This is a genomic window from Streptomyces sp. NPDC088812 (assembly GCF_044750285.1).
In the GTDB taxonomy this organism is placed as follows: domain Bacteria; phylum Actinomycetota; class Actinomycetes; order Streptomycetales; family Streptomycetaceae; genus Streptomyces.
Genome location: NZ_JBIVJP010000024.1, coordinates 1 through 23,816 on the forward strand (window position 1 = coordinate 1; position 23,816 = coordinate 23,816).

22 protein-coding genes and 1 pseudogene are annotated in these 23,816 nt (G+C 72.7%); 7 read left to right on the forward strand and 16 right to left on the reverse strand.

The window, feature by feature from the left end:
• Positions 1–150 precede the first annotated feature (150 nt).
• From ACIP67_RS33765 to leuA, 5 genes are all read right to left on the reverse strand, one after another.
• Positions 151–831 (reverse strand): response regulator, encoded by a 681-nt coding sequence (locus ACIP67_RS33765; RefSeq protein ID WP_401696953.1) that lies wholly within the window; start codon positions 829–831, stop codon positions 151–153.
• Complete coding sequence (locus ACIP67_RS33770) at positions 828–1,997, reverse strand: sensor histidine kinase (protein ID WP_401696955.1); 1,170 nt, start codon at positions 1,995–1,997, stop codon at positions 828–830. The genes ACIP67_RS33765 and ACIP67_RS33770 overlap by 4 nt, the downstream gene beginning before the upstream one ends.
• Positions 1,998–2,043: 46 nt before the next feature.
• On the reverse strand, positions 2,044–4,113 hold the full coding sequence (locus ACIP67_RS33775; RefSeq protein WP_401696957.1) for an MMPL family transporter: 2,070 nt from the start codon (positions 4,111–4,113) through the stop codon (positions 2,044–2,046).
• Between the two features lie 142 nt (positions 4,114–4,255).
• Positions 4,256–4,951, reverse strand: a complete 696-nt coding sequence (locus tag ACIP67_RS33780) for a TerB family tellurite resistance protein (protein WP_401696958.1) — start codon at positions 4,949–4,951, stop codon at positions 4,256–4,258.
• A 184-nt stretch (positions 4,952–5,135) separates the two neighbouring features.
• On the reverse strand, positions 5,136–6,857 hold the full coding sequence (gene leuA / locus ACIP67_RS33785) for a 2-isopropylmalate synthase (RefSeq protein ID WP_401696960.1): 1,722 nt from the start codon (positions 6,855–6,857) through the stop codon (positions 5,136–5,138).
• A gap of 319 nt (positions 6,858–7,176) precedes the next feature.
• On the opposite strand from leuA, the gene ACIP67_RS33790 reads away from it, so the two are divergent.
• Together ACIP67_RS33790 and ACIP67_RS33795 are read left to right on the forward strand one after the other, a co-directional pair.
• Positions 7,177–8,247 carry a M4 family metallopeptidase gene (locus ACIP67_RS33790; RefSeq protein ID WP_401696962.1) on the forward strand — a complete coding sequence of 357 codons (1,071 nt, stop codon included), beginning with the start codon at positions 7,177–7,179 and terminating at the stop codon, positions 8,245–8,247.
• Positions 8,248–8,294: 47 nt separating this feature from the next.
• Complete coding sequence (locus ACIP67_RS33795; RefSeq protein ID WP_401696964.1) at positions 8,295–8,561, forward strand: protealysin inhibitor emfourin; 267 nt, start codon at positions 8,295–8,297, stop codon at positions 8,559–8,561.
• Positions 8,562–8,598: 37 nt separating this feature from the next.
• Here the strand turns inward: ACIP67_RS33795 and era are convergent, their stop codons facing one another.
• The gene (gene era, locus ACIP67_RS33800) at positions 8,599–9,552 is read right to left on the reverse strand and encodes a GTPase Era (RefSeq protein ID WP_401696966.1); all 954 of its coding nucleotides are present in this window, start codon (positions 9,550–9,552) and stop codon (positions 8,599–8,601) included.
• Positions 9,553–9,714: 162 nt separating this feature from the next.
• On the opposite strand from era, the gene ACIP67_RS33805 reads away from it, so the two are divergent.
• Positions 9,715–11,034, forward strand: coding sequence for an ammonium transporter (locus ACIP67_RS33805; RefSeq protein WP_401697202.1), 1,320 nt, complete (start codon positions 9,715–9,717; stop codon positions 11,032–11,034).
• Entirely contained in the window at positions 11,031–11,369 is a 339-nt protein-coding gene (locus tag ACIP67_RS33810; protein WP_389512202.1) for a P-II family nitrogen regulator, read from the forward strand. Before ACIP67_RS33805 ends, ACIP67_RS33810 begins: the two co-directional genes overlap by 4 nt.
• Positions 11,370–11,443: 74 nt before the next feature.
• Here ACIP67_RS33810 and ACIP67_RS33815 read toward each other — a convergent pair whose 3' ends face one another.
• The 7 genes from ACIP67_RS33815 to ACIP67_RS33845 form a co-directional block, all read right to left on the reverse strand.
• Entirely contained in the window at positions 11,444–11,797 is a 354-nt protein-coding gene (locus tag ACIP67_RS33815) for a cytidine deaminase (RefSeq protein WP_401696968.1), read from the reverse strand.
• A gap of 67 nt (positions 11,798–11,864) precedes the next feature.
• Positions 11,865–12,224 carry an MmcQ/YjbR family DNA-binding protein gene (locus ACIP67_RS33820; protein WP_401696971.1) on the reverse strand — a complete coding sequence of 120 codons (360 nt, stop codon included), beginning with the start codon at positions 12,222–12,224 and terminating at the stop codon, positions 11,865–11,867.
• Positions 12,221–13,525, reverse strand: coding sequence for a hemolysin family protein (locus tag ACIP67_RS33825; protein ID WP_401696972.1), 1,305 nt, complete (start codon positions 13,523–13,525; stop codon positions 12,221–12,223). The genes ACIP67_RS33820 and ACIP67_RS33825 overlap by 4 nt, the downstream gene beginning before the upstream one ends.
• Positions 13,522–14,019 carry an rRNA maturation RNase YbeY gene (ybeY, locus tag ACIP67_RS33830; protein ID WP_401696975.1) on the reverse strand — a complete coding sequence of 166 codons (498 nt, stop codon included), beginning with the start codon at positions 14,017–14,019 and terminating at the stop codon, positions 13,522–13,524. Before ybeY ends, ACIP67_RS33825 begins: the two co-directional genes overlap by 4 nt.
• Before the next feature lie 13 nt (positions 14,020–14,032).
• Entirely contained in the window at positions 14,033–15,106 is a 1,074-nt protein-coding gene (locus tag ACIP67_RS33835; protein WP_401696976.1) for a PhoH family protein, read from the reverse strand.
• Between the two features lie 203 nt (positions 15,107–15,309).
• Complete coding sequence (locus ACIP67_RS33840) at positions 15,310–16,452, reverse strand: carbohydrate kinase family protein (protein WP_401696977.1); 1,143 nt, start codon at positions 16,450–16,452, stop codon at positions 15,310–15,312.
• Positions 16,453–16,725: 273 nt separating this feature from the next.
• Positions 16,726–18,015 (reverse strand): glucarate dehydratase family protein, encoded by a 1,290-nt coding sequence (locus ACIP67_RS33845; protein WP_401696978.1) that lies wholly within the window; start codon positions 18,013–18,015, stop codon positions 16,726–16,728.
• A gap of 161 nt (positions 18,016–18,176) precedes the next feature.
• Between ACIP67_RS33845 and ACIP67_RS33850 the strand changes: the two genes are divergently transcribed.
• Positions 18,177–18,968, forward strand: a complete 792-nt coding sequence (locus tag ACIP67_RS33850; protein ID WP_401696980.1) for an IclR family transcriptional regulator — start codon at positions 18,177–18,179, stop codon at positions 18,966–18,968.
• Between the two features lie 185 nt (positions 18,969–19,153).
• Entirely contained in the window at positions 19,154–20,500 is a 1,347-nt protein-coding gene (locus ACIP67_RS33855) for an MFS transporter (protein WP_401696982.1), read from the forward strand.
• Between the two features lie 79 nt (positions 20,501–20,579).
• On the opposite strand, the gene ACIP67_RS33860 is transcribed toward ACIP67_RS33855, so the two are convergent.
• Complete coding sequence (locus tag ACIP67_RS33860; protein WP_401696983.1) at positions 20,580–20,789, reverse strand: LPXTG cell wall anchor domain-containing protein; 210 nt, start codon at positions 20,787–20,789, stop codon at positions 20,580–20,582.
• Here ACIP67_RS33860 and ACIP67_RS33865 point away from each other — a divergent pair.
• Positions 20,759–21,624, forward strand: a pseudogene (locus tag ACIP67_RS33865) (mobilization protein); the annotation flags it as partial. The gene ACIP67_RS33860 and the pseudogene ACIP67_RS33865 overlap by 31 nt on opposite strands.
• 60 nt (positions 21,625–21,684) lie before the next feature.
• Here the strand turns inward: ACIP67_RS33865 and ACIP67_RS33870 are convergent.
• Both ACIP67_RS33870 and ACIP67_RS33875 read right to left on the reverse strand, forming a co-directional pair.
• Positions 21,685–22,986: a hypothetical protein gene (locus tag ACIP67_RS33870; protein WP_401696985.1), complete on the reverse strand. Its 1,302-nt coding sequence runs from the start codon at positions 22,984–22,986 to the stop codon at positions 21,685–21,687.
• Positions 22,987–23,236: 250 nt separating this feature from the next.
• Positions 23,237–23,782, reverse strand: coding sequence for an HAD domain-containing protein (locus ACIP67_RS33875; protein ID WP_401696986.1), 546 nt, complete (start codon positions 23,780–23,782; stop codon positions 23,237–23,239).
• Positions 23,783–23,816 lie beyond the last annotated feature (34 nt).

Genomic DNA, 23,816 nt, shown 5'->3' on the forward strand with positions numbered 1-23,816 from the left:
GGAGACGGGGCAGCCCGCCGGGAGACGGGGGCAGCCCGCCGGGAGACGGGTCAGCCCGGCGGGAGACGGGTCAGCCCGGCGGGAGACGGGTCAGCCCGGCGGGAGACGGGTCAGCCCGGCGGGAGACGGGTCAGCCCGGCGGGAGACGGGTCAGCCGGGGGTGCCGGCCGCTCCCGGTGTCACCAGCCCCGACTCGTAGGCGATGATGACCAGTTGGGCCCGGTCCCGGGCGCCCAGCTTGCCCATGATGCGGCTGACGTGGGTCTTGGCGGTGAGCGGGCTGAGCCCGAGGGTCTCGGCGATCTCGGTGTTGGTGAGGCCGCGCGCGACCAGGGCGAGGACCTCGCGCTCCCGTGCCGACAGGCGCTCCGGTCCGCCGTGGGCGGCCGGTACGGCGGGGCTGCGCAGGAAGCGGGCGATCAGCCGGGCCGTCGGCCCCGGTGACAGCAGCGCCTCGCCGGCCGCGACGGTACGGATCGCGTCGAGGAGGTCGGCGGGCCGGGTGTCCTTCACCAGGAACCCGGAGGCGCCCGCGTGCAGCGCCTCGACGAGGTCCTCGTCGGTGTCGTAGGTGGTCAGCACCAGCACCTTCACCCCGGCGAGGTCCTCGTCGGCGGCGATCAGCCGGGTCGCCCCGATGCCGTCGAGGTCGGGCATGCGCAGGTCCATCACGACCAGGTCGGCGCGCTCGCGGCGGGCCAGCTCGACGGCCTCCCGCCCGGTGCCGGCCTGTCCGACGACCTCCATGTCCGGCGCCGACTCCACCAGCATCGCGAACGCGGCCCGCACCAGCGTCTGGTCGTCGGCGAGCAGTACCCGGATCGCACTCATCGGTTCTCCCCCATGGGCAGTACGGCACTCACCTCGAAGCCCTCCCCCGGTCGTGGTCCCGCCTTAAGGGTGCCGCCCACGCTGCGGGCCCGCTCCCGCATCCCGACCAGCCCGAAGCCGGGCGCCCCGGATCCGGCGCCGGCGCCGTCGTCGGTGACGGTCACCCGCAGGGCGCCCCCGTCGCCGTGGACGCTCACCCGTACGTCCAGACCGTCCCGGCCGCCGTGGCGGACGGCGTTGGTGAGGGCCTCCTGCACGATCCGGTAGGCGGCCGCGCCGATCGCGGGCGGTACCTCGCCGTGCCGTACCGTCAGCGCGACGCTCGCGCCGGCCGCCCGGGCGGTGTCGGCGAGGCCGGGCAGGCCGTGCAGTCCGGGGAGCGGGCCCCGGGTCTCGGGCGCGCCGGGGTCGCGCAGCACCTCCAGCGTCGTGCGGAGTTCGCCGCGGGCGCTGCGGCAGGTGCCGGCGATGTCGTCGAGGGCCTTGGCGACGGCCGCGCGGTCGAGCCGGCCGGGGTCGGCGGCGAGGACGTGGGCGGCGACGGAGGTCTGGACCCCGATGAGGGTGATGCTGTGCGCGAGCAGGTCGTGCAGGTCACGGGCGATGCGCAGGCGCTCCTCGGCGACACGGCGGCGGGCCTCCTCCTCGCGGGTGCGCTCGGCGCGTTCGGCGCGGTCCAGGGCCGCGGCGGCGTTCTCGCGGTGGACCCGGGTGTAGCCGCCGAACAGCAGCACCGAGACGATCCATCCGGAGATGCGCAGGATCTCGGCGAACTGGTGCGGACTGACGAGGGCGTTGACGACGAGCGTGATCCCGACGACGGAGGTGCCGGTGAGCAGGGTGCGGCGGGCGCCGCCGGTCACGGCGACGGTGTACAGGGCGATCATGCCGACCGGCACGGCCGCGCTGTGCGTGTAGTCGAGCGCGTGGTACGGGGCGACGCACGCCACCACCGCGAGCAGCACGGCCATCGGACGCCGGCGCCGCCACACGAGGGGGACCTGCGCGGACAGCAGCAGCGCCCAGCCGGCCGCGTCCGGGGGCCGCCCGTCCTCGACGAACAGCCCCAGCACGGCGGCCACGGCGGCGGATCCGGCGGCGAGCCACACATCGGCGCGCCCTTCCGTCACCCAGCGTCTCACCGCTCCCCCTCTCCCCGGGGCCATCCTGCCCGAGCGGGCGCCCCTCCGGCGGAGAAGGGCGCCCTCCGGATCAGCCGGCGACCGCTTCACGCTCACGCGTCCGGTCCGGTTCCGGTGCCCGCGAGAGCCGCCCCGGCCACCACACCCTGCGCCCCAGCGCCACGCTCGCGCTGGTCACCAGGTAGGTGCGGACGACGAAGGTGTCCAGCAGCACCCCGACGGCGATGACGAAGCCCAGTTCGACGAGTTGGACGAGCCCCATGTTCGTCAGCACGGCGAAGGTCGCGGCGAGGACCAGTCCGGCGGAGGCGATGACCCCGCCGGTGGTGCGCAGCGCGGTGAGCGCGGCGGCGGACGGTTCGGCGCCCCGCAGCGACTCCTCCCGCATGCGGTGCATGAGGAAGATGCCGTAGTCCACGCCGAGGGCGACGAGGAACACGAAGGAGAGCAGTCCCAGGCCCGGGTCGGTGCCCTCGAAGCCGAACACGGGGCCGAACAGCAGTCCGCCGAGGCCGAGCGCGGCACCCCACACCGCGACCACGGCGGCGGTGAGGAGGAGCGGCGCGACGAGGGAGCGCAGCAGCGCGGCCAGGATCAGCAGCACCGCCACCAGGACGAGCGGGACGACGACGAGCCGGTCGCGGGCGTTGGTGTCCTTCAGGTCGAGCTGCTGGGCGCTGGTCCCGCCGACGTAGGAGCCGTCGAGGCGGTCCCGCAGCCGTTCGATGGTCGCGGTCTCGGCGGCCGACTGGGGTGGCGCGGACGCGGTCACGGTGAGCTCGGTCCAGCCTCCCCCGGTCCGTCCCCGGCGCACGTCGTCGACCCCTTCGACGCCCCGGACCGCGGCGAGCGTGGCGTCGGCGCGGCCGGTCGGGGTGAGCACGTCGATGGGCTGGGCGGAGCCCTCCGGGTAGGCCCGCGCGAGGGTCCGCATCGCGGCGACCGACTCGGGCCGGTCGACGAAGGCGTCCTCCTGCTTGGCCGTGCCGGGCAGGTTCAGGGCGCCCAGGGCGAGCGCGCCGAGCAGGACCGCTCCCCCGGCGAGCACGGTGAGCGGGCGCCGGCCCGCGGAGGTGCCCATCGCGGCGAACAGCGACCGGCGGGCCCGGGGCGTGCTGCCGTAGGCGGGGACCAGCGGCCAGAACACCCGGCGGCCCAGCAGGACGAGGACGGCGGGCAGCAGGGTCAGCATCGCCGCCAGCGCGCACAGGACGCCGACGGTGCCGAGCGGGCCCATCCCCCGGTGGGAGTTGAGGTCGGCGGCGAGCAGGCACAGCAGTCCGGCGGCCACGGTGCCCGACGAGGCGAGCACGGCGGGCCCGCAGCCGCGCAGGGCGGCCCGCATGGCGTCGTACGGCCGCTCGGTCCGGCGCAGTTCCTCGCGGTAGCGGGAGACGAGCAGCAGGGCGTAGTCGGTGCCGGCGCCGAAGACGAGGATGGTCATGATGCCGGAGCTCTGGCCGGACACCGAGGTGCCGAAGGCCTGGTTCAGGCCGTAGGCGACGCCCATGGACAGGTAGTCGGCGACACCGGCGACGGCGAGCGGCACCAGCCACAGCACGGGGCTGCGGTAGATCAGGATCAGCAGGACGGCGACGACGCCGACGGTGGTGTAGAGCAGGGGCCCGCCGAGCGAGTCGTAGACCTTGCTCGCGTCGGTGGAGAGCGCGCCCGCGCCGCCCACCTCGACCGTCATCCCGGCCTCGGGGCGGGCGACGTCGCGGACGGCGTCGACGAAGGCGTCCCGCTTCTTCTCGTCGGTGCCGGGCTCGTTGCTGGCGAGGGGGTACATGAGGGTCGTGCCGTCCTCGGACGGGATCCCCTCGGGCGTCCCGGTCAGCGCGTGCTCCCCCGCGACCCGCGCGACCTGTTCCGCGGCGGTGCTCCGGTCGGCGGCGGTGAGTCCGCCGTCGCGGTGGTAGACGAGCACCAGCTCGGTGGTCTCGCCGCCCGGCAGCCGCTGCTGGAGCTCGGCCGCCTCGGTGGAGTCGGCGCTCGCGGGCAGGTAGTCGGTGATCCGGTCGTGCTGGACGTCGGCGAGTCGCGCGGCGAACGGGGCGGCGATCGCCAGCACGCCCACCCACAGTGCGAGCACCACCCAGGGGATGGCGCGTGTGCCCTTCGTTGTCCCGGCCCCCATGAGTCGGGCCCTCCCTTCGGCGCGGATGTCCGGTTGCGGTTTCCAGACTTCCGGTCCCGGCGGGGCGGATCGTCGCGCGTGAAGGCGAGTTCGGGGGTACTGCGGCGGGCGGCCTGCCCGGTGGACTACTCCCCGGGGAGTATCAGGACGGGGTCCGTGCCGTGGCCAGCAGACGGGCCACGTCGTCCGGGCGGAGTGTCAGCGCGGCGCCCACGGTGCCCAGGACCTCGCGCTCGGCGACGGTGTACGGACCGTCGGCGAGCGCGATCCGGGCGCCCTGGAGCAGGATCGATGCGCGGCCGGCCGGGGCGAGGTGCGGGGCGAGCGGGTCGAGGGCCTCGTGGAGCTCTATGGCCAGGCCGGGGGCGCAGGGCGGGCCGTAGGAGCGGCCGGTGTCGGCGGCGAGGGCGTCGACGAGGGCGGCGAGCTGTTCGCGCGTGCACTCCGGGAAGCCGGCCGCGCGCACCGCCACGGCCGCCGTCTCCAGGGACGTACGGGTGCAGGTGCCGCCCGCGGAGAGAACCGCGAGGGCGACGGTGTGGACGGCGTCGCGGAGCATGGCGGAGAAGCGGACGGTGGTGGGGTGGTCGAGGACGTCGGTGCCGAAGTGGCGCAGACAGGAGACGCATTCGACGATCGGGCCGCTGGCGCCGCGCGGCAGCACGGGCAGGCCCAGCAGGGTGAGGCGGCGCCGGCCGGTCAGCCGCTGGTAGTTGCGGTCGCCGCCGCAGCCGGGGCAGAAGAACTCGCCGTCCCCGACGGGCGTCCACGCGGTGCGGGTGCCCAGGATGCGGGCAAGCCCGCCGGCCCGGCCGTCTCGTCCCCGTCCTGGCAGCACGTCGCACCTCCGTCACCGCACGGCAACATCGCCGTGCGTCTGCGTGATGTTAGCCACATCACGCGGGCGGAGTCAGCACCCAGGACGAGACCTTTCCGTGACCTCCACGAAGGGGTGGCCGATATACGACGGGCCCCGGCCGCCGTCTCCGGCGGCCGGGGCCTCAAACTCCCCGTCAGGGTGATCAGCGGCTCGCGCGGTTGACGGCCGAGACGACCGCCTTCAGCGACGCCCGCGTCGTGTTCGCGTCGATGCCGATGCCCCACAGGACCTTGTCGCCGATCGCGCACTCGATGTAGGAGGCGGCCAGCGCCGAGGCGCCCTCGCTCAGCGTGTGCTCCTGGTAGTCCAGCAGGCGTACGTCGACGCCGACGGACTCCAGGGCGCTGAAGAAGGCCGAGATCGGACCGTTGCCCGAGCCGGTCAGGAGGGTGTCCTCGCCGTCGACGGTGGCCTCGACGGTGAGGGTGTCCACGCCGTCCGAGCCGGTGGTCGACTGGCCGGTCCTGACCTGGATGCGGCCCCACGGGTTCTCGGGGTTGGGCAGGTACTCGTCCTGGAAGACCGCCCAGATGTCCTTCGGCGTGACCTCGCCGCCCTCGGCGTCCGTCTTCGCCTGGATGAGCCGGGAGAACTCGATCTGCATCCGGCGGGGCAGGTCCAGCTTGTGGTCGTTCTTCAGGACGTACGCGATACCGCCCTTGCCGGACTGCGAGTTGACGCGGATGACGGCCTCGTAGGAGCGGCCGACGTCCTTGGGGTCGATCGGCAGGTACGGCACCGCCCACTCGATGTCGTCGACGGTGACACCCTTGGCCTCGGCCTCGGCCTCCATGGCGTCGAAGCCCTTCTTGATGGCGTCCTGGTGGGAGCCGGAGAAGGACGTGTAGACCAGGTCGCCCACGTACGGGTGGCGCGGGTGGACCTCCATCTGGTTGCAGTACTCCCACGTACGACGGATCTCGTCGATGTCGGAGAAGTCGATCTGCGGGTCGACGCCCTGGGAGAACAGGTTCATGCCCAGGGTGACCAGGTCGACATTGCCGGTGCGCTCGCCCTGCCCGAACAGACAGCCCTCGACACGGTCGGCGCCGGCCATCAGCGCCAGCTCGGCGGCGGCGACGGCGGTGCCGCGGTCGTTGTGGGGGTGGACGGAGAGGCAGACGTACTCGCGGCGGGAGAGGTTGCGGCCCATCCACTCGAAGCGGTCGGCGTGCGTCGACGGGGTCGAACGCTCCACGGTGGCGGGCAGGTTGAGGATGATCTCGCGGCCCGGGCCGGGCTGGTAGACGTCCATCACCGCCTCGCAGACCTCCAGCGCGAAGTCCAGCTCGGTGTCGGTGAAGATCTCGGGGCTGTACTGGTAGCCGAACTCGGTCTCGGGGCCCAGCAGCTTCTCGGCGTACTCCATGACCAGCCGCGTGCCGTCGACGGCGATCTGCTTGATGTCGTCCTTGGAGCCGCGGAAGACGACCCGGCGGAAGACCGGCGCGGTGGCGTTGTACAGGTGGACGGTGGCCCGCCTGGCGCCCTTCAGGGACTCCACGGTCCGCTCGATCAGGTCCTCGCGGGCCTGGGTCAGCACCGAGATGGTGACGTCGTCCGGGATCGCGCCCTCTTCCTCGATGATGGAGCGCACGAAGTCGAAGTCGGTCTGGCCGGAGGCCGGGAAGCCGACCTCGATCTCCTTGTAGCCCATCGCGACCAGCTGGTCGAACATCCGGCGCTTGCGCTCGGGCGACATGGGGTCGATCAGGGCCTGGTTGCCGTCGCGCAGGTCGGTGGAGAGCCAGCGGGGAGCGGCGGTGATCCGGTTGTTCGGCCAGGTGCGATCGGGGATGTCGACCTGCTCGTACTGTCCGTACTTGTGGATCGGCATCTGGCTGGGCTGCTGGCGGTTCGCCATGGTGCGGTGGCTCCTCAGGATGTCCGGAAGGACGGCCGACAACGCAACGCCAAGCTCCGCGGGGAGGGAGTCGGCCTCGACTACAGGCCCTCGCCGCGGCAGCTAAGGAGAAGCAGCCCGAAACGCATAGTGCTCCGCACTCTAGCCGAGCCGCATCAGGCACGCGGGCCTGGTCCAGTATGCGGGACCGGGGGGACGAACAGGGCAAAACGTGCGCCATACCACTCGTCGACGTCGTCCGGGGCCCCATGTCGCCGTTTTTCACCAATCATGGTTGCCACCGGTGACAGGACGGTCACACAGTGCAAGGGTGCCCGGCATGACGACCCACGGGGGCTTCGAGCCCGTCTTCTGCACCGTCGTACCGCCCCACGTCCTCGACCGGCTGGCCCACCATGACGACCCCGCGCTCTCCGGTCCCGCCCGGCGCACCCTGGTGCGCGACAGCGAGCTGCGCTCCCGCCGCCGGGTGACCACCGAGTTCCGGCTGGCCGCCGCCCCGGCCGTGAAGGCGCCGTCGGACCAGCCGCTGCGCACGGTCTACGACGCCGAGCACGGCACCGACCTGCCCGGCACCGAGGTCCGCGGCGAGGGCGAGGACCCCGGCCGGGACGCCACGGTCAACCGCGCCTACTCCGGGCTCGGCGCCACCTTCGAGCTCTTCCTCAAGGCCTACGGCCGCCACTCCATCGACGGCGACGGCCTGCCCCTGGACGCGACCGTCCACTACGACGAGGACTACAACAACGCCTTCTGGAACGGCGAGCAGATGGTGTTCGGCGACGGCGACGGCGAGATCTTCGTCGACTTCACCAACGCCGTCGACGTGATCGGCCACGAGCTGGCCCACGGCGTCACCCAGTACACGGCGAACCTGACCTACTACGGGCAGCCCGGCGCCCTCAACGAGTCGATGTCCGACGTGTTCGGCTCGCTCATCAAGCAGTACACGCTCGGCCAGACCGCCGGGGAGGCCGACTGGCTGATCGGCGCCGGACTCCTCGCCCCGAACGTCACCGGCCAGGCCCTGCGCTCCATGAAGGCCCCGGGCACCGCCTACGACGACGACGTCCTCGGCAAGGACCCGCAGCCCGCCACCATGGACGACTACGTCCGCACCGGCCGCGACAACGGCGGCGTCCACATCAACTCCGGAATCCCCAACCACGCCTTCTACCTGGCCGCCACCGCCCTCGGCGGCTTCGCCTGGGAGAAGGCGGGCCAGGTCTGGTACGACGTGCTGACCGGCGGCGAGCTGCGGGAGCGGGCCCTGTTCACCGACTTCGCCAAGCTGACCGACAAGGCCGCCCGGGAGCGCTTCGGCGACGGGAGCGGGGAGCTGCGGGCCGTGCAGAAGGCCTGGGAACAGGTCGGGGTGCGGATCCTGTGACCGGTGTTCCGGTGGGCGGCGGGGCCGTTCCGTACTAGACAGGACCCATGCGTATTCAGGTGAGGCGTACGGGCGGGTTCGCGGGCGTCGAGCGCCGGGCCGAGGTGGACACCGCGGGCCGGCCCGACGCCGCCGAGTGGCACGCCCTGGCGGAACAGGCGGTCGCCGGCGGCCGGAGCGTGCCCCCCGCCGGCGTCCCGGACGGCTTCAGCTACCAGATCACCGTGGACGGCAGAACGGTGTACACCGCCGACCCCCGGCTCACCCAGGAACAGCGGAGACTGATCTCCCGGGTACTGAAGGAGGGGGCGTGAGCGGCGGCCGGCCGGGACGGGTGGGCGACAACCGCGCTCAGAAGCCCAGCTTGCGCAACTGCTTGGGGTCCCGCTGCCAGTCCTTCGCGACCTTCACGTGCAGGTCCAGGAAGACGGGCGTGCCCAGCAGCGCCTCGATCTGCTTGCGGGACTTGATGCCCACGTCCTTCAGCCGGCGCCCCTTCGGGCCGATGATGATGCCCTTCTGACTGGGGCGCTCGATGTAGATGTTCGCGTGGATGTCGAGCAGCGGCTTGTCCGCCGGACGGTCCTCGCGCGGCAGCATCTCCTCCACGACCACCGCGATGGAGTGCGGCAGCTCGTCGCGCACGCCCTCCAGTGCCGCCTCGCGGATCAGCTCGGCCACCATCACCTGTTCGGGCTCGTCGGTGAGATCGCCCTCGGGGTACAGCGGCGGGCTCTTCGGCAGCATCGGGATCAGCAGGTCCGCCAGCAGCTCGACCTGCCGGTCACCGACCGCCGAGACGGGCACGATCTCCGCCCACTCGATGCCCAGCTCCTTGCCGAGCTGGTCGATCGCGATGAGCTGCTCGGCCAGCGCCTTGCCGTCCACCAGGTCGGTCTTGGTGACGACCGCGACCTTCGGCGTCCGCTTGATCCCGGCCAGCTCCTTGGCGATGAAGCGGTCGCCGGGGCCGAGCTTCTGGTCGGCGGGCAGACAGAAGCCGATCACGTCGACCTCGGCCCAGGTGGTGCGGACGACGTCGTTCAGCCGCTCGCCCAGCAGCGTGCGCGGCTTGTGCAGGCCCGGGGTGTCCACCAGGATCAGCTGGGCGTCGGGCCGGTGCACGATGCCCCGCACGGTGTGCCGGGTCGTCTGCGGGCGGTTGGAGGTGATCGCCACCTTCTTTCCGACCAGAGCGTTCGTGAGGGTGGACTTGCCCGCGTTGGGACGGCCCACGAAACAGGCGAAACCGGCCCGGTGGGCGGCCTCGGCCGGCTGTTCGGATGACTGGGTACGAACGCTCATGCCGCCCATTCTCCCTGATCCCCGAAGCCCCGCGGCACCACCGCCCGAGCCCGTCACCGGGCGTGAGGTGACGGAAACCCGTACGCAACGAAACATCACGGAAACACACCCGTACACATCCGGAAACGCGGTGCCGTGACTCTCGGACGAGCCCCCACACCGTTGGAGACGACCGTGACCCTCGCCGCACCGATCGACACCGGCGACACCGCCTGGCTGCTCGCCGCCACCGCCCTCGTCCTGCTGATGACACCGGGCCTCGCCCTGTTCTACGGCGGCATGGTGCGCACGAAGAGCGTCCTCAACATGCTGATGATGAGCTTCGTGTCGATCGCGCTGGTGACGGTGGTGTGGCTGGCGGCCGGCTACTCCCTCGCCTTCGGCGACGACGCGGGCGGCGGCCTCGTCGGCACCCTGGAACACGCCGGAATGACCGGGATCGGCCCGGACAGCGTCCAGGGGACCGTGCCCACCCTGCTCTTCGCCACCTTCCAGCTCACCTTCGCGATCCTCACGGCCGCCCTGGTCAGCGGCGCGATCGCGGACCGGGCGAAGTTCGGGGCCTGGCTGGTCTTCGTCCCCGTCTGGGCGCTCCTCGTATACGTTCCCGTGACCCACTGGGTGTGGGGCCCGGGCGGCTGGATCGCGAGCCGGCTCGGCGCCCTCGACTTCGCCGGCGGCCTCCCCGTGGAGATCACCTCGGGTGCCTCCGGTCTGGCGCTGTGCCTGGTCCTCGGCCCGCGCCTGGGGTTCAAGAAGGACGCGATGCGCCCGCACAACCTCCCCATGGTCATGCTGGGCGCGGGCCTGCTCTGGTTCGGCTGGTTCGGCTTCAACGCGGGCTCGGCCCTCGGCGCGAACGGCCTCGCGGCCGCCGCGTTCCTCAACACCCTCGCGGCGGGCTGCACCGGCCTGCTCGGCTGGCTCTTCGTCGAGCAGAAGCGCGACGGGCACCCCACCACCCTGGGCGCGGCCTCCGGCGCCGTCGCCGGCCTGGTGGCGATCACGCCGTCCTGCGGCTCCGTCTCCCTGCTCGGCGCCCTGGTCGTCGGCCTCGCCGCCGGCGCCGTCTGCTCGTACGCGGTGAGCTGGAAGTTCAAGCTGAACTACGACGACTCCCTGGACGTCGTCGGCGTCCACCTGGTCGGCGGGATCATCGGCACCCTCCTCATCGGCGTCTTCGCGGTGGAGTCGATGACCGGCGGCCCGGAGGGCCTGCTGTACGGCGGCGGGCTCGCCCAGCTCGGCAAGCAGCTGGTGGCCGTCGCCGTCGTCGGGGCGTACGCCTTCCTCGTGACGTACGGCATCGGCAAGCTGCTCGACAAGGCGATCGGGTTCCGCGCGGACGAGGAGCAGGAGCACACCGGCCTGGACCTTACGGTGCACGCCGAGACGGCATACGATCACGGCGTCCTGGGCCACGGTGCCCCGGTCGGCGCCCACTCCCTCCCCTCCGCCCAGAAGGCACAGACGCAGGCATGAAGCTCATCACCGCGATCGTCAAGCCGTACCGCCTCGACGAGGTCAAGACCGCCCTCCAGGAGATGGGCGTGCAGGGTCTGACCGTCACCGAGGCCAGCGGCTACGGCCGGCAGCGCGGCCACACCGAGGTGTACCGCGGCGCCGAGTACCAGGTCGACCTGGTGCCGAAGGTCCGCATCGAGGTCGTCGTCGAGGACGCGGACGCCGACGCCGTGATCGACGCGATCGTCCGCGCCGCGCAGACGGGGAAGATCGGCGACGGGAAGGTGTGGGCCCTGCCGGTCGAGACGGTCGTGCGGGTGCGCACCGGCGAGCGCGGGCCCGACGCGCTCTGAGCGGACGCGCTCAGAGCCGACGCGCTCCGGGCGGACGCGCTCCGGGCCGCGGTCGCCTCAGCCCGCGGTCGTCCTCAGCCCGCGGTCACGGTCAGCCGGACGGTGCCGTCGGGCCCGGCCACCAGCACGGGGGTGCCCGGACCGCCCAGGTCCGCGACGGCGGCCCGGTCCGCGTCGGACGCGGTGCCGGAGTCCGTCACGACCGCCGCCGCCTCCAGCGCCTTCGCCCCCGACGCCACCGCCATCGCCACCGCCGTCTGCACCGCGCTCAGCTTCAGCGACGGCAGGTCGACGGTCCCGGCGACATACGTACGGCCGGTCTCGTCCCGTACGGCGGCCCCCTCGGGCACACCGTTGCGGGCCCGTGCCGAGCGGGCCAGGGTGACGATCTTGCGGTCCTCGGGGTCGAGCTCGTGGGTGTCGGTCATGCACCGAGCATACGAAAGCGGCCCGGCCGCCGTCCGGCCACGGGGTGCTCCACGCCCCGCCGCCCGGTCAGGGGCGGTCGAGACGGAGGCGCTCGGCGCGCGGCAGACCGGCGACGACCAGGTCGTAGGAGTCCTCGATCAGCTCGCGGACGAGGCGGTCCGGGAGGCCGCCGTCCACGGTCACGGTGTTCCAGTGCCGCTTGTTCATGTGATAGCCGGGGACGATGAGACCGGGGTGCTCGGCGCGCAGCCGGACCGCGTCCTCGGGGTCGCACTTGAGGTTGACGGTCAGGGGCCGCGCGTCGAGGCTCGTCAGGGCGAAGAGCCTGCCCCGCACCTTGAAGACCGAGATCTCCGGCCGGAAGGGGAAGTCCTCCTCGGCCGCGGTGAAGGCCAGGCAGCAGGCGCGCAGCTCCCCGGGGGTCACTCCGGTTTCTCCCCGTCGCCGGCCGCCACCGGGGCCACCGGCTCCACCAGCACCGTCACGATCTTGTTGCGGCGGCCGGCCGCGGCCTCCGCCGTCAGCCGCAGCTCGCGTCCGTCGGGCAGTTCGACGACGCTCGACGCCCCGGCGATCGGCACCCGGCCCAGCGCCTTGGCGAGCAGGCCGCCGACGGTCTCCACGTCCTCGTCGTCGTACTCCTCCAGGCCGTACAGCTCGCCGAGGTCGGTGATGTCGAGGCGGGCGGTGACCCGGTGGCGGTCCTCGCCGAGCTTCTCGACGGGCGGGAGTTCACGGTCGTACTCGTCGGTGATCTCGCCGACGATCTCCTCGAGGATGTCCTCGATGGTGACGATGCCGGCGGTGCCGCCGTACTCGTCGATGACGACGGCGACGTGGTTGCGGTCCCGCTGCATCTCGCGCAGCAGATCGCCGGCGTTCTTGGTGTCGGGCACGAACGCGGCGGGCCGCATCGCCGTCGAGACCAGCTCGCTCTCCGCGTGGCGGCTGATGTGCGTCTTGCGGACGAGGTCCTTCAGGTAGACGATCCCGACGATGTCGTCCTCGCTCTCCCCGGTGACGGGTATGCGGGAGAAGCCGGAGCGCAGGGCGAGGGTGAGGGCCTGGCGGATGGTCTTGTAGCGCTCGATGACGATCAGGTCGGTGCGCGGGACCATCACCTCGCGGACGAGGGTGTCGCCCAGCTCGAACACGGAGTGGACCATGCGCCGCTCGTCGTCCTCGATCAGCGACTCCTTCTCGGCGAGGTCGACCAGCGCGCGCAGCTCCGCCTCGGAGGCGAAGGGGCCGCGCCGGAAGCCCTTGCCGGGCGTGAGCGCGTTGCCGATGAGGATGAGCAGGGACGGGATCGGGCCCATGATCCGCGCGAGCGGCAGCAGGACGTACGCGGCGGCCGTCGCCGTGTTCAGCGGGTGCTGGCGGCCGATGGTGCGCGGGGAGACGCCGACCGCGACGTAGCTGACGAGGACCATCACGCCGATCGCGGCCAGCAGGGCGCCGGCGGTGCCGTCGATCTCCCGCAGGCAGGCGTAGGTGACCAGCGCGGCCGCCGCCATCTCGCAGGCCACGCGGACCAGCAGCGCCATGTTGAGGTAGCGGGTGGGGTCGGCGGCGACCTGGGCGAGCCTGGCGCTGCCGCGGCGGCCGGAGCGGACGGCCTCCTCGGCGCGGAAGCTGGAGACGCGCGCGAGGCCCGCCTCCGCACAGGCGGCGAGCCACGCGACGACGACCAGGGCGATCGCCCCGGCCACGAGGGTCGCGCTCATGACACGGTCGGGGCCGGGGACGGGCCGGTCAGGCCCTTCTCCTCGCGCCAGCCGTCCACGATGGCCGCCTGGAGACCGAACATCTCGGCCTTCTCGTCGGGCTCCTCGTGGTCGTAGCCCAGCAGGTGCAGCACGCCGTGGACGGTGAGCAGCTGGAGCTCCTCGTCCATGGAGTGCTTGGTCGGGGCCTCGGCTCCCTGCCGGGCGGCGACCTCCGGGCACAGCACGATGTCGCCCAGCAGGCCCTGCGGGGGCTCGTCGTCGTCCTTCGACGGCGGACGCAGTTCGTCCATCGGGAAGGACATGACGTCCGTCGGCCCCGGCAGGTCCATCCACTGGATGTGCAGCTGCTCCATGGCGTCGGCGTCCACGACGATCACCGAGAGCTCGGAGAGCGGGTGGATGCGCATCCGTGTCAGCGCGTAGCGGGCGACGTCGAGGATCGCCTGCTCGTCGACCTCGGTTCCGGACTCGTTGTTGACGTCGATCGACATGGTCGTGCTCGGTCTACTTCCCCTTGTGCCCGGACTGCCTGCCCCGGCCGCCCTTGTGGGTGCCGTTCTCGGTGCCGTGCGTGCTGTCGTACATCTCGTACGCGTCGACGATACGGCCCACCAGCTTGTGCCGGACGACGTCCTGGGACGACAGGCGCGAGAAATGCACGTCCTCCAGGCCCTCCAGGATGTCCTGGACCTGACGCAGACCGGATTTGGTGCCGCCTGGCAGGTCGACCTGGGTCACGTCACCCGTGATCACGATCTTGGAGTCGAAGCCGAGGCGGGTGAGGAACATCTTCATCTGCTCGGGGCTCGTGTTCTGAGCCTCGTCCAGGATGATGAAAGCATCATTAAGGGTTCTTCCCCGCATGTAGGCGAGGGGCGCGACCTCGATGGTGCCCGCCGCCATCAGGCGCGGGATCGAGTCCGGGTCCAGCATGTCGTGCAGCGCGTCGTACAGCGGGCGCAGATAGGGGTCGATCTTCTCGTAGAGGGTGCCGGGCAGGAAGCCCAGCCGCTCCCCCGCCTCGACCGCCGGACGAGTCAGGATGATGCGGTTGACCTGCTTGGACTGGAGGGCCTGGACCGCCTTGGCCATGGCCAGGTAGGTCTTGCCCGTGCCCGCGGGGCCGATGCCGAAGACGATCGTGTGCTTGTCGATCGCGTCGACGTACCGCTTCTGGTTCAGGGTCTTGGGGCGGATGGTGCGGCCACGCGAGGACAGGATGTTCTGCGTCAGTACCTCGGCCGGGGTCTCCTGGCCGTCGCTCGTCCCGTTCTCGCTCGCCCGCAGCATGGCGATCGAGCGTTCCACTGCGTCCTCCGTCATCGGCTGCCCGGTGCGGAGCACCAGCATCATCTCGTCGAACAGGCGCTGGATCATGGCGACTTCCCGTGGGTCGCCGACCGCGCTGACCTCATTGCCCCGGACGTGGATGTCGGCCGCCGGGAAAGCCGTCTCGATCACGCGCAGGAGGGAGTCGCCGGACCCCAGCACGGTCACCATGGGGTGCTGGGCGGGAACGGTGAACTGTGCTCTCGCCTTGCCCTGCGCGGGCGTGTGAGCTGTGGGTGTCTGAGTCATAGGCCAGCCCGAAGGCCTCTACGTCCTCCCGGATGCGTCTCGCCTGCCACGAGGGCGGCCTGGCGAGTTCAAGGGTACGCCAGGGGGCTGACAACGCCGTAGGGCTTTTCGTACGGACAGCTTCTATGCCGAGTTCTCCGCCGAGTTCTCCGCCGAGTGCTGTGCCGCGTTCTGTGTCGAGCGGCGGAAGCCGATCGCGAGTGCTACGCCGAGCGGCGGAAGCCGATCGTCGGGACCGCCCGGCGCAGCGGCCAGGGTGCCGTCTCCTCGTGCGGGAGCAGGGCCTCCAGGAACGCGTACCGGCGCAGCGCTCCGGGGTCCTGGCCCTCGACCGACTGCACCCTGCGCCACCAGGCGGCGATCTCGGACCAGCCGGGGGCCGAAAGGGAGCCGCCGAACTCCTGGACGGAGAGGGCGGCGGTGAGTCCGGCGAAGGCGAGGCGGTCGGCGAGCGGCCATCCCGCGAGGGTGCCGGTGACGAAGCCGGCCACGAAGACGTCGCCCGCGCCGGTGGGGTCCAGGGCCTCCACGGCGATCGCCGGGACCTCGGCGGTCTCGCCCGTCCGTCGGTCCACCGCGTAGGCGCCGTCCGCGCCGAGCGTGACGACCGCGAGCGGTACGTGCTCGGTGAGCGCGTGGGCCGCGGCGCGCGGGCAGCTCGCGCCGGTGTAGCGCATGGCCTCCTCGGCGTTCGGCAGGAAGGCCTCGCAGTGTTCCAGGTCGGCGAGGCCCGCGAGGTCCCAGGCGCCGGTGTCGTCCCAGCCGACGTCGGCGAAGACCCGGGTGCCGCGGCTCGCGGCCTGGGCGATCCAGGGAGCGCGCTCGCCGGGGGTGAGGGAGGCGACGGCGGCCCGGGCGAACGGCGGGTGCGCGGGAGCGGGTTCCTCGGGGGGCGGCTCGTGGCCGTGGGAGACCATCGTGCGCTCCCCCTCGTAGGCCATGGAGACGGTGACCGGGGAGTGCCAGCCGGGGACGGTGCGCGAGGCCGCCAGGTCGATGCCCTCGCCCTGTTCCAGGGCGTCCCAGCAGTACTCGCCGTAGTGGTCGTCGCCGAACGCGGCCGCGAGGGAGGTGCGCAGGCCCAGGCGGGCCAGGGCGGTGGCCATGTTGGCGACGCCGCCGGGGCTCGACCCCATGCCGCGGGCCCAGGACTCGGTCCCGCGCACCGGGGCGGAGTCGAGCCCGGTGAAGACGATGTCGAGGAAGACGGTGCCGGTCAGGTAGACGTCCCGGGGCGGGTCGCCGGGGGCGCGCAGGGCGGCCAGGGGGTCGACCCGGGCGGCCCGGCGGGTCCGGTGGTGGTGGTGGTGGTGTCCCTCTCCGGTGGACGTGGTGGACGCGGTCACGGTGCGCTCCCTGGCGTGGTGGGGATCTGGCCAGTGTGCACCACGCCGGTGACGACACGCCGTGCGTCACACGGACGGGGAGCCGCATGGGGGACGTTTCCGGGGGTGTGCCGGGAAGCGCCGGTGCCGAAGCCCGCGGCGGCCGGGCGGAGGGCGCCGAGGCCGGGCCACGGCGGCACGGGAGCGGTCCGACGACGGCGGTCGCCGTGCCCGAGCCGATCAGCAAGAGGGAGTGGCGCGGCCGCGGTGGGAGCCGGGGAGCGTGACGGAGGGTCACCAGCGGGGGACGGCGGGGGTGACCCAGGCGGGGTCGGCGACGCGCATCGCGGCCGTGTCGTCGCGCTCGCGCAGCGAGCCGTCGTCGTCGAGCCAGCGCTGGTGCAGGACCCGCAGCTTCTCGCGGTCCAGTTCGACGCCGAGACCGGGTGTGTCCGTGACGGCGACCTTGCCGCCGGTGAAGGTGAGGCGCTCGGTCAGGACGTCCTCCGACTGCCAGGGGTAGTGGGAGTCGCAGGCGTGGTGGAGGCCGGGCACGGTGGCGGCGACGTGGGTCATCGCGGCCAGGCTGATCCCCAGGTGGGTGTTGGAGTGCATGGAGACGCCGACGCCGAAGGTGCGGCAGACCGCGGCGAGCTGCTGCGTGTTGCGCAGTCCGCCCCAGTAGTGGTGGTCGGAGAGGACGACCTGCACGGCGCCCCGGGTGAACGCCTCCTGGATCTCGGCGAAGGTCGTCACGCACATGTTGGTGGCGAGCGGCACGCCGGTCGCCGCGGCGACCTCGGCCATGGCGGGGATGCCGAGTGCGGGGTCCTCCAGGTACTCCAGGACGTCGCCCAGCTCCCGCGCCACCTTCAGCGAGGTCTCCACGGACCAGGCGCCGTTGGGGTCGAGGCGCAGCGGGTGCCCGGGGAAGGCCTCGGCGAGGGCGCGGACGGCGGCGATCTCCTCCTCGGGCGGGAAGACGCCGCCCTTGAGCTTGAAGGAGGTGAAGCCGTGGCGCTCGGTGAAGCGGCGGGCCTGCTCGACGACACCGGCCGGGTCGAGTGCGGGGCCCCAGTCGTCCTGCTCGCAGGCCACGCCCTCTGGGTGGCCTGCCCACTTGTAGAAGAGGTACGCGCTGTACTCGACGGCGTCGCGGACCTTGCCGCCGAGCAGCGCGTGCACGGGCAGGCCGAGGGCCTTGCCGAGGGCGTCGAGGCAGGCGACCTCGAAGCCGGAGACGACGGAGAGCCGCAGCTTGTCGGCCGTCTGGACGCCGCGCAGACCGCCCACGTCCACCTGGCCGAGGACCCGGGCCCGGTCGACGGCCAGCTCGTCCGCGACGGTGAACAGGCCGTTGAGGTCGCTGACCTGGCGCCCCTTCAGTCGCTCGGCGAACGGCCGGGCCAGCTCCAGGTACTTGGTGTCGCCGTACGTCTCGCCGACGCCGGTGACGCCGTCGGCCGTCTCCACCTCCACGATCAGTCGGGGGGTGTACGGCTGGTGCACGCCCTGGGTGTTCAGCAGCGGCGGGTCGGCGACGAGGATCGGCGTGAGGCGGACGGCGGTGACGGTGAGGTTCACAGGGCGGCTCCTACGAGGGCGGGTCCGGCGGTGAGCGGGTTCTTCAGGTACGACGAGCGGGACTGTCTCCCCACGTAGACACCATCCACATACGAAGATGGAGGTTAGGCAGGCGCACCGCACCCGTCAATGGGCTCGAGGCGGCGGATTACGATCGGCGCATGTCGGAGACGGTAGGCGGGGGCGGCGTCCGCGAGGTGAAGTCGGCCGCGCGCACGGTCGAGCTGCTGGAACTGCTCGCGGCGCGGGGCGACCGCCCGGCACGGTTGCAGGAACTGGCCGACGCGCTGGGCGTGCCGCGCAGCTCGATGTACGCGCTGCTGAAGACCCTGATCGGCCGGGGCTGGGTACGGACGGACGCCACCGGCTCGCTCTACGGCATCGGCATCCACGCCCTGCTGACCGGCACCGGCTACCTCGACTCCGACCCGCGGGTCCGGCTGGTGCGACCGTACCTCGACGAGGCGTCCGAGGAGCTGGGCGAGACGCTCCACCTGGGGCGGCTGGACGGGCGGGACGTGGCGTACCTGGCGACGCGCGAGTCCCACGCGTACCTGCGCACCATCAGCCGCGTCGGCCGGCGGCTGCCCGCCCACGTGGGCGCCCTCGGCAAGGCGCTGCTGGCCGAACGCCCCGACGGGGAGCTGCCCGAGGGGCCGTACGAGGCGCTCACCCCACGCTCGCACACCGACCGCGCCGCACTGGCGGCGGACCTCGCGGAGATCCGGGCGCGCGGCTACGCGGTCGACCGCGAGGAGGGCGTCACCGGCATCGTCGGCTTCGGGTTCGCACTGCGCTACGAGGTGCCCGCGCAGGACGCGGTCAGCTGCTCGGTGCCGGTGGCCCGGCTGACGCCGGAGCACGAGGAGCGGATCGTCGCGGTGATGCGGGAGATCAGAGCGAAGATCGAGGCCGTGGCGCCGGGGGCGGGCGGGGCCGTCAACTGGCGTTAGCCGCCGCGCGTTTACCCGCCCTTCCGCGCCGCAAACCATGAAGTGATCCAGATCACGGGACCCGCGCTTCTGCTCGCACTACGTGCTTGATACAAATTGCCCGCGCGTTCCTGTCCGTCGACGGTCGGCGCCCTCCCCCTTTTTTCTTTTCTCGAGCCGCTCCTTTCGCACGCCCTGGAACGCCCGTGTTCTCCCCCCGCACCACCCCCTGGCCCCTCGTCGCCCTCTTCACGGCCGGGTACCTCGCTCCCTATCTGCTGCCCACGGTCGTCGGCCGGCTGAACGCCGGACTGCCGCTGTCCGCCACGCAGGCCGGTGCCGTCGGCAGTGCGCTGCTGCTCGGTTCGGCCTCCGCCGGCTTCGCCCTGGCCTCCCGCGTCGAACGGATCGGGGCGCGGACGCTTGCCCGGGCCGGACTGACGCTCGCCGTCCTCGGGTACGGCGGGGCCGCGCTCGCCGGGAGCGTCCCGGCCGTCGTCGCGGGCGCCGTCCTCGGCGGCTTCGGCTCCGGTACGGCCACCACGGTCGCCGCCACCCGCATCGCCGCCCAGCCCGACCCGCACCGCGCCTCCTCGCTCGGCCTGCTGTCCGTCTCCGCGCTCGCGGGCGTCGTCTATCTGACGGTCCCGCACCTCGGCGGAGGCCACGGGCAGCCGCTGGCCGCGATCGCGCTCACCGCGCTCGCGGTGTGGCCGCTGACCGGACGGCTCCCGCGGGCCACGGCAGCCGTCCCGGCCCGGACCGGCACCGCCGGCGCCCGCCGCCTGCCCCACCTGCGCTCCGGGCTGGTCCTGGTCGCGGCGATGCCCTGCTGGTCCCTGGTGCAGAACGCCCTGTGGGGCGTCAGCGGGCGGATCGGCCTGACGCAGGCCCACCTCGGCGAGGCCACCGTGGGCGCCGTGTTCGCCGTGGCGCTCGGCGCCGGACTGCTGGGCGTCCTCGGCGCGGGCGCGCTGGGGCCCCGGCTGGGGCGGGCCGTGCCCATCGGCGGCGGGACCGCGCTGATCGCCGGGTGCGTCGCGGTGAGCGCGTCGGCGACGGGACCGGCGAGCTTCGCCGCCGGCGAGATCGCCTGGAACGCGCTGTACCCCGTCGTCCTGTCGTACCTCATCGGCCTGGCCGCCTCGCTCGACCCCCGGGGGCGCTGGGCGGTGCTGGTCGGCTCGGCCGCCTCACTGGGGACGGCGGCGGGCCCGCTCACCGGCAGCCTGCTGTCGGCCCGGGCCGGGTTCCCGGTGATGGGGCTCGTGCTGGGCGCCGGGCTGCTGGTCGTGGCCGTGCCGCTGACCGCGGTGGCCCTGCACACCGCGGGCCGCCCCCTCCTGCCGGGCACGGTCCGCCGCCGGGGCGGCACCCCGGCCGCGGTGGTCGCCGCGTCCACCGGCACCCCCCACGGCGCGGTCCCCCAGATCGGCGCCCCCGAACAGCAGGTCGTCGACATCGCGGTACCGGCCCCCGCCCGGCCCGCCCGCGACGCCTACGACACGGCCGGTCCGCGCCGGGCCGGGGGCGGCCCGGGGCACGGGGTCTGAGCGGCGTTCGCCCGGTACCGGACCAGTGGCCGGCCCCGGACGGCGGTGCCGTGCCGGGGCCGGGCCTGAGCGGTCGGGGTCAGTGGCTCCGGCGGGGTGCCCGGGCGCGGCGGCGGAGGTACCAGCCCGCCGCCGTGAGCAGGGCCGCCGCGGCGGCCGCCGTACCGGTCGTGGCGCCGGTCGAGGCGAGGCTGCCGCCGGTGGCGGCCGTGGCGGAGGTGCCGCCCGTCGTGCCGGTGCCACCGGAGGCGGCCGTGCCCCCGTTATGTGGCGGACCCAGCCGGCCCATGGCGCCACACCACCGCCGCCATACACGCGGCACGCGCCGTCCCTCGACTCCGGTGACGATGCCGCCGCCCAGGGCCACCTGGCCGCCTTCGGTGATGCCCTGTACAACATCGCCAACGCCACGACCGGCCCCCACCAGGCGGAACTACGAGCAGCGGCAATGGCCTGCAACCGCGCCCACCGCTCCTCCACCCGCGCCGACCACCAGGCCGCCACCGCCCTGCGCAAGGCCGCCAAGGAACTCGTCTACGCCTCCAGCGAGCCGGGCGGACTCGCCATCACCCTGCTCTTCGCCACCGTGCGGCTGGCCCGCGCCGCCGCCAAGTGGCACGAGCAGCGCGGCCACGAACAGCAGGCCGCCGCGGCCGAAGAAGCCTTCCGTCACCTCCAGGCGGGCTACCAGCAGGCCGCCACACCCGTCTTGGCTGACGTGACCCGCCGCGCACCACGAGCCGCAACCGCCCGCCGCTTCGAGCAAGACGTGCGCGCGGCCCTCCCCCACCACTCCGACCGGATCCTCGCCGACCCCACTTGGACCGCCCTGACCACAACCCTCGTCCACGCCGAGACCGCCGGCCACAACCCCCGACGCCTCCTGGCCGAAGTGGGCACCCAACGGGAACTCGACAGCGCCGAGCACCCCGCTCGAGGCCCTCAACTGGCGCATCACGGCTCAGCCGAACCGACGGACGCAAGCGGCTCACATGCGAAGCGCCACCAGCGGCACCTCGGCCATGTCCGCCACGCCACACCCTCCGGCCACACCAGTGGCCATGAGGCCCGAAGAACGCAGTCGACACCGCTGCCCCCGGCCAGCGCAGAGCTGCTCACGTTGATTCCCCACTCGGCCGGTGGTCTACATCCCTGCTATCGCTCGCCGACCGGCGAACAACGCTTCACGAGCAGTTCCACTCCTCGCTGGGCAATGCATGCCACAGGTCGAGCCAGTCGTGGAGCAGGAAGAGGGGGCGGGTCAGGACGATGTCGCCGGCCCGCTGGGAGCGGATCGCCAGGCCGAGGTCGGCGAAGACCGGATCGCCGGCGACGCTGTACGCCAGGCTGCCGGGCCGTGTTGTGCGGTGGACGAGCCAGTCCTCCACGTGGGAAGGCGCGCAGCCGGTCAGCGGGGCCGCATCCAGTCTCACCTGGGGGCCGGTGAGGGCGTCTGCGGCGACGCACCCCAGGCGGTCGTCATGGAAGAGGGCCCTGATCCCGATCTCAGTGAAGTCGGCGTAGTTGAGCTGCTGGTTTTCGCCGTGGTGGGAGTAGGACGAGACGGCCGGTCCTTCGCCGAGGACGCGGGTGATCTCCTCCAAGGTCATCCCGAAGTGCAGGGGGCCGACTCCTACGTACGGCGTGAACGTCCACTCGGCGCGCTCCTCCCCCCGGGCGATCCGCCACGGGCCGCAGTACCCCGCCTCGCTCCCCGGGGCGGCCACGGGCGGCTCGGGTGCCGGCTCGTGCGGGGCGGCCGGAATGGGCGCGGTCCGGTCCTCACGCCGGCGGCCGAGTCGTTTCGAAGCCGCGGTGTCCTCGGGTTGCTCTTCCAGCCAGCGGATCGCCTGCTCCTGCTCCTGGCCGCCGAATGGGTCCTCCGCCAGCTCGCCTGCCCGGTCCAGGGCCGCGCGTTGCTCCTTCTCCGCAGTGACGAGACCAGTGACATCCTCCCCCCAGGCAGCCAGCCGTTCCCGGGCGATCCACCGGTAGTAAGAGTCCGCGCTCACGGCCAGGACCTCGCGAACGGCGGGCGCGTACCGGGGTACGGACGAGGCGAGGGCGGGGTCGGCCAAGAGCAGGGCGGTGGCCGCGAGCGCGGCCTCCTTCACCAGTGGATCGTCGGCGTCGCAGAAGTCCGCGATGCGGTCGTGGAGTGTTGGCCTTGCCGTTCGGGCGGCGGCCAGATTCTGCGCCGTGCCGACGCCGTCCTCGATGTCCAGGCGGGCGATGTCGGCGAACGAAGCCAGCCAGTTCAGCAGTTCGGCGCGAAGCGACCGCCGACCGGCCCTGCGCTCCCACCGGTCTTCGGCGAGGGTGCGCGGATCGTCGAGAAGACCGGCCAGGACCAAGGCCGCCGGAGCGGTCGCCGGAAACACCTGCTCCTGATGGAGGAGCAGCCGATACAGATCGCCTACCGCCCGTACCCGGCGGGCCGGGTCGGCGGCGAGCACAGCGCCGAGGATGTCCGGTGTGTCAGGCACACCGTGCCGGCCCGTACAGACGTGCGGCAGCTCTTCCCAGGCGGTGCCGGCGAGCTCTGCCTGTGCTCTGGGTGGCAGGGAGCCGGCGGGAGCACCAGAAAGGTCTGGGGTCATCTCGTTGATCACGGCCGCAGTGTTCCAGCCGACTCCGACATCAGCGCCGCCGATACGTGCCACAGACCGCAGATGGCTCACGCTCGAGCAACACTCTGATGCCCTCGCTGCTCGTGGCAGCAAGGGCATCAGGGCGTCAGGCGGCGCGAGCTGTGGGTAACTGCGAGACCCACGTCGTGAGCCCGGTCAGGTGCTCGGGCTGCAGCCCGTGGTGTGGGTCGGGCTGAATGAGGAGGGTCGCCGTTCCCTTCGCACTGCGCTCCGCCGCCCATTCATGGTCGAGGCCGGTGAAGTCGTCGTCGATCCAGACGGCGGGGGCGTCGCCGAGCCAGGCGTCGACGTGGTCGCGCTTCCACAGGTAGCCGTTGGGGTGGCTGGTGGTGATCTGCGGACGCGGGAGATCGACGTACGACAGGGTCGGAAGGCCGAGAAGCGGGCCGATGAGGGTGGTGGCGTCCTGCCGCCAGCTGGTGCACCAGACGGGGGTGACCAAGCCGGTGCGGATCACGTCCATGAGAAGGCGGCCGTGGTTGGGGTGGAGCCAGACGGTGACCGGGTTGTCGGCGCTCCGGCCGGTGGGGACGACGTCGTGGCGGGCGTGGGTGGCCGGGGTCGAGCCGTCCGCGTTGGGGAAGGGTATGAGGACGCCGTCGATGTCGAGGAGCAGGTAGGGCGGGCGCATCGGTTCCTCCGGGGGAAGCCGGGACGAATGGCTG

Excerpts from the sequence above, each read along its gene's own strand:
- ACIP67_RS33765 (WP_401696953.1), bottom strand. The coding sequence starts at position 831 with ATGAGTGCGATCCGGGTACTGCTCGCCGACGACCAGACGCTGGTGCGG.
- ACIP67_RS33770 (WP_401696955.1), bottom strand. The coding sequence starts at position 1,997 with ATGGCCCCGGGGAGAGGGGGAGCGGTGAGACGCTGGGTGACGGAAGGG.
- ACIP67_RS33775 (WP_401696957.1), bottom strand. The coding sequence starts at position 4,113 with ATGGGGGCCGGGACAACGAAGGGCACACGCGCCATCCCCTGGGTGGTG.
- leuA (WP_401696960.1), bottom strand. The coding sequence starts at position 6,857 with ATGGCGAACCGCCAGCAGCCCAGCCAGATGCCGATCCACAAGTACGGA.
- ACIP67_RS33790 (WP_401696962.1), top strand. The coding sequence starts at position 7,177 with ATGACGACCCACGGGGGCTTCGAGCCCGTCTTCTGCACCGTCGTACCG.
- ACIP67_RS33795 (WP_401696964.1), top strand. The coding sequence starts at position 8,295 with ATGCGTATTCAGGTGAGGCGTACGGGCGGGTTCGCGGGCGTCGAGCGC.
- era (WP_401696966.1), bottom strand. The coding sequence starts at position 9,552 with ATGAGCGTTCGTACCCAGTCATCCGAACAGCCGGCCGAGGCCGCCCAC.
- ACIP67_RS33810 (WP_389512202.1), top strand. The coding sequence starts at position 11,031 with ATGAAGCTCATCACCGCGATCGTCAAGCCGTACCGCCTCGACGAGGTC.
- ACIP67_RS33815 (WP_401696968.1), bottom strand. The coding sequence starts at position 11,797 with ATGACCGACACCCACGAGCTCGACCCCGAGGACCGCAAGATCGTCACC.
- ACIP67_RS33825 (WP_401696972.1), bottom strand. The coding sequence starts at position 13,525 with ATGAGCGCGACCCTCGTGGCCGGGGCGATCGCCCTGGTCGTCGTCGCG.
- ybeY (WP_401696975.1), bottom strand. The coding sequence starts at position 14,019 with ATGTCGATCGACGTCAACAACGAGTCCGGAACCGAGGTCGACGAGCAG.
- ACIP67_RS33835 (WP_401696976.1), bottom strand. The coding sequence starts at position 15,106 with ATGACTCAGACACCCACAGCTCACACGCCCGCGCAGGGCAAGGCGAGA.
- ACIP67_RS33850 (WP_401696980.1), top strand. The coding sequence starts at position 18,177 with ATGTCGGAGACGGTAGGCGGGGGCGGCGTCCGCGAGGTGAAGTCGGCC.
- ACIP67_RS33860 (WP_401696983.1), bottom strand. The coding sequence starts at position 20,789 with ATGGGCCGGCTGGGTCCGCCACATAACGGGGGCACGGCCGCCTCCGGT.
- ACIP67_RS33875 (WP_401696986.1), bottom strand. The coding sequence starts at position 23,782 with ATGCGCCCGCCCTACCTGCTCCTCGACATCGACGGCGTCCTCATACCC.